Source organism: Psychrobacter sp. 1Y4 (genome assembly GCF_051847555.1).
Genome location: NZ_JBPYDE010000185.1, coordinates 1 through 1,007, shown reverse-complemented (window position 1 = coordinate 1,007; position 1,007 = coordinate 1). Strand labels below are relative to the sequence as shown.

1 protein-coding gene is annotated in these 1,007 nt (G+C 48.4%); it reads right to left on the bottom strand.

The features are described 5' to 3' along the window. A partial coding sequence (locus tag ACS8FC_RS15135; RefSeq protein WP_439297377.1) for an FAD-dependent oxidoreductase occupies positions 1-1,007 on the bottom strand: 1,007 nt, incomplete at both ends.

Sequence of the window (1,007 nt, the reverse complement as noted above, 5' to 3'; positions counted from 1 at the left end):
AAGTTCTCTAATAAGTCTTGCTCTTTTATTCCACTAATATTCTGCGCTTGCTCATGGGATAGGGTAGTTGCCATCTCATCAGGATAATCTGCGATTTGCTCGGTGCCAATATTGGCTTTTATAAGCAAATCAAGCGCGCCAGTCGGTTCAAGTACTGGCGCTGTATCGAACTGTATGGCTTTTTGATTAAGGTCTCGGTACAGTCTGCTGCTATAGAGATAGCCTATGGTATGCAAGTGCTCGTCAACGTGGTGAATAGGCGTCATTTTGGGCGCAAGCAACGCGCGAGGGTTGCCTGACGCCCCTGCCAAAGGCGCTGATTTATCCAATAAGGTCACAGTAATACCGCGATTGGCAAGCGACCAAGCCGTCAGCAACCCTGAGACGCCTGCACCAATGATGGCAGTGTGATTAAAGATGCTATCTGTTGTTATCTGTTTCACATCGTGGCTTTCGTTATCACAACTTATATTATCACTAGTAACGTCAATATGGTCTGTATCGGTCATGATGGCGGTGAGCATTTCTCGCTTGCGACCAAACCCTTTTACCTTTTTGATGTCAAAGCCATGTTCCTTGAGCCCGCGCTTGACGATGCCTGCACAGCTATAAGTGGCGGCGGTGGTATGCGTACGCGATAGACGCTGCATCTGCGCAAAGATACTGTCAGCCCACAATGTACTGTTGCAAGAAGGCGCAAAGCCATCCAAAAACCACGCATCGATATGAGGCTGAGGCGCAGACTGCTGAGGGTGATCTATTGCCAGTTTGCTAAGACTCTGCGCTGCATCACCAAGCCATATATCAACCGTCAGATTATCATAAGAGAAATCCAAACGATGACAGCCTGCGATGAGAGGCGGATACGCTGCCAAAAGTAGCTCAATCAACGCTACAAGCTCAGGCGCACGTTGACCCCATAGGGCAAGTATGTGCGTCAAATCTGCAAGCGGTATCGGGAATTTTTCAGTAGTAATGAAATGTAGGCGAGCATCTGCCAGTTGTGG